Raw genomic sequence first — 6,118 nt, 5'->3', positions numbered from 1 at the left:
CGAGCCCCTTGGAAGTTTACCCAAGAGAAGAACCTCTGGCTCATAATTGCCCGATGGAATTAAATAAATGTTGAACCAAACGGTCAACGCTATTTAGGGAAGTACACCAATCCCTTTTCCCCAATCTCTATTCTTTAATCCCCTATTCTCTCATTCTCCAATCTCTTTATCACAATCACTAATCAAACCACCAAGGTGGAGTCACGGTCGTGCTGTTTTTGAATTCACTGCAACGAAGACATGTTGCGGGGTAGTCGTCCAATCTGCGTGTAGGGGAATAAGTACAAACTTCTTCAATGAAATAAGGAACATCGGCACGAGTGGTATAGATTCGAGTCACGTTCACATTAGCCACCTCGAAGTAACCCAGAACAACCTCATCGGCGACGTTAACATTTCTAAGATTTCCTTTAATCGGAGCGGGTGGCGTGTCAAATACAGAACCGGTATTATTGACCAATTCCCGCACTTTTCTCCAATAATCGTAAGAAGCCTTAGAAGTACTCGTCTGTCGAATATTAAAATAATGTCTACTAAGGAAAGATTGATCTACGATACGCCCTGCCACGATTTGAGTAGAAATACCACCCGGCCGATTTAGCAAATCACCATTTAAAAGGGTTATTCGCTCTGGGTCTGGAAAATCAAAAACGTAACAATCACCGGGACCTCGATTGAAAGGATTAGGAAAAAAAGTCAAATCCCAATAGTATGCCTCATCTACATCCCACCTCAGGTAATAATCCCCAACCTGTTCGGGTAAGGTAACCGCTGTCTGGATAGTTATAAAAGCTGTCTCGGGTTGATTCTGAAAAACTCCCCGATCAAAAGTATAGCTTAAGTTGTCTGTTCCAATCACCTCGGTGAACACTTCAGGTTCTGATCGGCAAGACCTTCCCTCAACTGCTATTTCAATATGATAAGCGACTCCAGATTCCAATCCCCCGAAATTTGATAACTCGTATTTCCCTGGCTCAATCATTCGATAGGTCCAGCTTTCTCTCTGATCACTTTTGAGCGAAATCAATGCTCCTGAAACTGGACGTGGAAGATCATTCAGCACAAAATAATTCCCAGAAAGCAATGGCTCCCGATCTGCAGAAGTAGTCTCCGAAAGGTAGACGTACTGAGGTTCATCCAGATTATTGATTTGACCCGATACAATCAATTTCTCGACTCCTCGATTTAGCGGGAAATCAATTTTCTCCACACAAGAGCCCAGCAAAACAACTACCAAAAGCAGGAGATTGCTTAGCCTTTTTCTAATACAAACTTTCGCCACTACCTGCAAACTGCTATCTGCAAACTGCCAACTGCTACCACTGCCTTCTGCCAACTGCCAGCTGTGAACTGCCCACTGCCAACTGCTCCCGATAGCTATCGGGACTGTCTTCTGCTTACTCATCTTTACCTCCTCCAAATTCTATACTGTAAGTAATAGACGGGAATATCGCTCCCAAAATAGCCAATCGATAAGGCCTCAACTGCTGGGAATCTCCGTCTTTTTGCCAAAAAATCGAATAAGCATTTCGCCTTCCCAACAAGTTATAAATACTGAAATTCAGGCTATCCCCTTTTTTAGAAAACACTTTTTCTACCGTATAAGAGATATCCACCCGGAAATAATCTGGGATTCTATACTCGTTTCTCCCACTATACTCCGGTACAATCAATCCACCCAAGACATAACTGCTATTCACCGCATTGATAGGTCTTCCTGTCGCATAATTCACACTGAAATTGAATAAGCCTCTTGGATACATCTTTTTACTCAAAATAAAATTCACCTCATGCGGCTTGTCGTAATTGGATGGGAACCACGCTCCACCATTAATCTGCTCTACCGAGAAAGGACTTTGAGTTCGGAAAAAAGAACGGGAATAGGTATAAGCTAACCATCCGGTGAGTACTCCCAGATTTTTCTTGATCAGAAATTCCCCTCCATAGGCCTTTCCTTCTCCGAAAACTAATTCGGTCTCAATGTGCGGATTCAAAAATATCTGCGCAAAATCCCGATATTCTACCTGATTGGCAGTCACTCGGTAAAAGCCATCCACCGAAAACTCCCATGTGTTGTCTTTTGAGTTTCTAAAATACCCCAAGGAAAAGCTATCCGATCGCTGGGGTTGGATGTAAGTCGTACTCAGCTGCCAAAGATCAATAGGGGTCGGTCCGAAAGTATTGGAAACCGATTGGATATACTGGAAGAGTCGGGAATAGCTCAGCTTGATGGAGGACTGCGGACTGATATTGTGTCGCAGCGAAAATCGAGGCTCAAAACCTGAATAACTTGCGATGCTCCCACTACCAACCGGTGTAAAACCCGTCTGAGTCTCCAAGCTAATCGGGCTGTTTTCTTGGTATTGGTATACCGTATCGGGACCCAATTGATTATAAGTAGAATATCTAAAACCAGCAACGATTCCTGTATTTTCAGAGAGTTCCCACTCCAGTGAGGCAAAAGCAGAAGCTTCTATCCCTCTTTCTTTTCCGATCTGTTCTCTTTGTATGGAAGACTCCGAATTGTAAGGTGAACGAACTTCATTTTTCCCTTTGTAGTAAATAGCTTCCAATCCACCTGTCACCGCTAATTGATCATTAGCCCAAGTCGCGGAAAATTTACCCTGTTGGTAGCGCATTCCATTGTCGACCTGTGCCGCATCCAACCCTTCAGGATCGAAAAATGAATTATCAAAATTTCCGTCAGCCACAAGAGCGGAAATGGAAAGATTTTCGCCTAAAATCCCTCGATAAGTAGCAGAACTGACTCTGTTATTCCAATCATAGCCAAACTCATCCGAAAACTTAAAATAATCACTTGTGATGAGCGTATTCACATTAAGATTATGACCCGGAGCGATCTCCCAAGCCAGACCTGCATAGCCATCATAAAAATTCAACTTGCTATTTTGAATATCAAAGTCCCGGGCTTGATTCAGTAACCAATTGGTATTCGAGATTCTACCTCCGATAATGAGACTGATTTTATCTTTTTGAATCGGTCCTTCAAGAAGGATACGCCCATTGGAAGTACCCAAACCTACCTGACCGCCCCAGTTTTTCTTGTCTCCTTCTTTCATCTTGATATCAAGCGCAGAGCCTGCACGGCCTCCGTAATTGGCAGGAAGATTTCCTTTGTAAAGCGTAAAAGTTTCAGTCACATCGGTATTGAAAGCACTTAAAAATCCCAAGGCATGATTGGAACTGAGTACTAAGGCCTCATTCATCAAGAGGAGATTTTGATCTGTTTTAGCACCACGGACATTGATTCCTGAAGTGCCTTCACCGACCGAACTCACGCCGGGCAGGAGTTGTAGGCCTTTGAAGATATCAGCCTCTCCGAGGAAAGCCGGAATGGCTTGGAGTTCCCGAGTGGTCAGTTTGGTGACACCGGTGATCGGGTTTCGCACATTGCGATCCGGTTCGTCAGACATCACCACGACGCCATCGAGTTCATAGCTTTTATCCTCCATGGTAAGATTGAGAACGGCATTTTCGTAGATCGTCACTTGCGTGAAAACAGGGATTTTAGAAAGATGCCGAAAGGCAATTCGATGAGTTCCTGGACTAAGTGTAACCAGATAGGTTCCAAATCGATCCGTACTGATACCAGTATAGGTGCCATCCACATGGATCCCTACCCCTTCAATCGCTACTTTGGAAGATTCCTCCGATATTTTACCCGTCAAAATATAGGTTGCGGGATTAGATCCGCTATTTTTCCCAAAAGTGAAGGTCAGCGAATCTGTCTGCGCCAAGGCAAACTCTCCGATAAAAGCAAAAAACATAAGTAATACTAACCTTCTCATCACGTCTAAACTAAAAGAAAAATATATCAATCCCCAATGAGATGGATAAGCGGGGAAATCCCGTATGGAAAACGGTTGCTATTTCGGATTTGCAAAAAAATGAAATTCGATTTTAACCACTAAAGGAAACGGATTCGAACACACAAGAGGAATTACAGCAACTTAGTCAATTGAGAAATTCAAGATTTAAATCATCAATATACCCGAAGTATTTCGTTTTTTTCCTATACCCTTTTGGAAATAAACTAAACTCTATTTATTTTGATTGAAATTTAAGGATGGCCCCAAAGTTAGCCGGACTTTTAAAAGGAAAATAAAGATGCCAAAAGGTGCATATACTTGACCAAATTGGGATGATAGATGCACAAAAGGTATAGCAACAAGGAAGTTAGCGTGCATTAAAAAACGAAACTAAATGGCCAGAACCGTAAACTCAGCATTTACTGAAATTAATCGTGATTATGTTAATCTCGATAGTGGGAAAACCGCAACCGCTAGAAGTAGCAGAGATTGGCTATATGGTCAGTTAAATAGTTTCCCTGACAACTATGACTCATTTCCATTGAAATTTGAAGAACGACATGTGAAATTCGGATCCTTTGCTCGAAACACAAAGATTAGAGAGCTTGATGATATTGACCTTATCTATTGTCTTCATGCAAATGATGCGTATTACTCTCAAAGTACATTCTATCATAATCGGTATTATTTACATACTGAAAATGCAGGTCAAAGACTTAAAGATTTATCAAATGAAGACCAGTTAAATTCAATTAAAGTCGTTAACAAGTTCGTTTCTTGTCTATCGAATATCGGCCAATATAAATCTGCGGCAATTCACCGTAGACAGGAAGCAGCTACCCTTAATCTTACCTCTTATGATTGGAGTTTTGATATAGTTCCAGCATTTTATACTAAAACCGGATTTTACTTGATTCCAGATGGAAATGGTAATTGGAAAGCAACTAACCCACCTTTGGATCAACAGTACATGACAAGCATGAATCAAAAACATAATTTTTCAGTTCAACAGCTTGTAAGAACCTTAAAATATTGGAATCGAAGAGCTCAAATGCCAACTATGAGTTCATACTTGTTCGAAAACTTTGTATTGAATTTTGCTGAAAGTAGATCTGAGCTGTCTGAATATATTGATGTCAATTTGATAAACTTTTGGAACTATTTAGGAACTGCAATCTATAATAATGTTAGTGACCCAAAGGGTATAGATTCAAATTTGAACGACCTATCGTATGATGACAAAACAAAAATATCTGCCAAAGCAAATGACGCCTATAGCAAAGGATATGAAGCGTATCGGTTAGAGACTGAAGATAAAAACCAATCTTCGGCAATAAACAAATGGAGAGAACTATTTGGTAATGACTTCCCCCTATACTATTAAGAAAAATGGCTAGAAACGTTCCTTTTGATTCTAAATATGACCTCATTAGAAAGTTTGAAAAAGCAGCATCTTATTTCCTATTTGTTTCTGCAATTCTAATTCTAGGAAATTGGATACTTGGCAAGTTCTTCAACCCTACAATCAATAAGGAGTATGAGTATTTAAAAGACCTGGCAAAGGCTGTAAGCTATGTCTCAATGATTGGTTATTTGATTATCAAATTAGTTGCTAAAATTCTGTTTTACAATGTCGAGAACCTAAAAAGAAACGATTTAATTGATAATGCCTTCGGGACAAATTACTCTGATGAAAACACTACCGAATACTACAATAATGACGAAACCGAGTATGGAATAAAAAAGCTAGCATTAAATTCTTATGAGAGTTCATTTCACACAGAAAACACATTGAAGTTGATGCTATACAGAAACTTGATAACCCTCGTGATTTTCAGTATCCCCTTTTTCCTTTCAATTTTCTCAAAAGGTGGAAGTGATATAGTAAGAATGCTTTTTGAGATTAGTATTCCTTTAACTCTTATTTCTGAGTTCGTGGTTCTATTTGTTTACTTCTTGAATGTAACGAGCATTAATGAAAGATTTAAAATAGAGTTTACCAATCTAGAAAACGAGAAGATTTCAGAAACTGATATCCCAAAACTTTTAATTCCCGTTATGGGGTATTACAGTATCAAATCATGGGCAAACACGAACTTAGATTCGAAAATATTCCTTGCCAATAATGAAATAATATCCAAGAAATGGAGTGAACGAAAAGAAAAATTAAAAAAATAACGACACGCCAACAAAGTATAAAAGCAATGGCGAAGATTCTGCTAAGCCTAAAGGCAATGTTTCTAAAAAAAGCAACTCTAAACCAGAAAAGTAAAAGTATTTAACCGCTA

Annotated in this window: 4 protein-coding genes; 2 read left to right on the top strand and 2 right to left on the bottom strand. The window is 39.8% G+C overall.

All coding sequences use genetic code 11. The features are described 5' to 3' along the window. Nucleotides 1–178 precede the first annotated feature (178 nt). Together P8O16_RS15750 and P8O16_RS15745 are read right to left on the bottom strand one after the other, a co-directional pair. Complete coding sequence (locus P8O16_RS15750) at nt 179–1,405, bottom strand: DUF4249 family protein (RefSeq protein ID WP_300316394.1); 1,227 nt, start codon at nt 1,403–1,405, stop codon at nt 179–181. Next, nucleotides 1,398–3,809, bottom strand: coding sequence for a TonB-dependent receptor (locus tag P8O16_RS15745; protein WP_300316393.1), 2,412 nt, complete (start codon nt 3,807–3,809; stop codon nt 1,398–1,400). Before P8O16_RS15745 ends, P8O16_RS15750 begins: the two co-directional genes overlap by 8 nt. 415 nt (nt 3,810–4,224) lie before the next feature. On the opposite strand from P8O16_RS15745, the gene P8O16_RS15740 reads away from it, so the two are divergent. Further along, the gene (locus P8O16_RS15740) at nt 4,225–5,214 is read left to right on the top strand and encodes a hypothetical protein (protein ID WP_300316392.1); all 990 of its coding nucleotides are present in this window, start codon (nt 4,225–4,227) and stop codon (nt 5,212–5,214) included. A 5-nt stretch (nt 5,215–5,219) separates the two neighbouring features. Continuing rightward, nucleotides 5,220–6,008: a hypothetical protein gene (locus P8O16_RS15735; RefSeq protein ID WP_300316391.1), complete on the top strand. Its 789-nt coding sequence runs from the start codon at nt 5,220–5,222 to the stop codon at nt 6,006–6,008. The last annotated feature ends 110 nt before the right edge of the window (nt 6,009–6,118 follow it).

This window comes from Algoriphagus sp. (genome assembly GCF_029254265.1).
Lineage (GTDB): Bacteria > Bacteroidota > Bacteroidia > Cytophagales > Cyclobacteriaceae > Algoriphagus.
Note: the sequence above shows the minus strand (reverse complement) of the source record. Positions and strands in the feature narration are given on the sequence as shown.